The sequence below is a fragment of the Bacillus sp. J41TS8 genome (assembly GCF_018333035.1).
In the GTDB taxonomy this organism is placed as follows: Bacteria; Bacillota; Bacilli; order Bacillales; family Bacillaceae; genus Bacillus; species Bacillus paralicheniformis.
On sequence record NZ_BORF01000065.1, the window covers coordinates 1 to 255 of the forward strand.

The window sequence follows — 255 nt, forward strand, 5'->3', positions numbered from 1 at the left end:
CTGTTTTTCTGCCGGTTCAATCGCCGCATGCGGGCTTTCATCCAATTCCTGAATCACGGCGGCGAGCTCTTCCAGTGTCGGCTTGGCGAAAATCTCCTTCAGCGGCACTTGCACGCCAAACGCTTTGACGATGCGGGAGACGAGCGCTGTCGCTTTCAGCGAGTGGCCGCCTTGTTCGAAAAAGTGGTCGCGAATGCCGGCAGGGCCGTATTTCAGCACCTCTTCCCAAAGCTTGGCGAGCTTCATTTCCGTGAT

At 56.9% G+C, this 255-nt stretch carries 1 protein-coding gene; it reads right to left on the reverse strand.

The genetic code is table 11. From position 1 onward, the window contains the following. Positions 1 to 255 (reverse strand): phosphopantetheine-binding protein (locus KI350_RS22865; protein ID WP_212930598.1); only part of this gene is annotated, 255 nt, incomplete at both ends.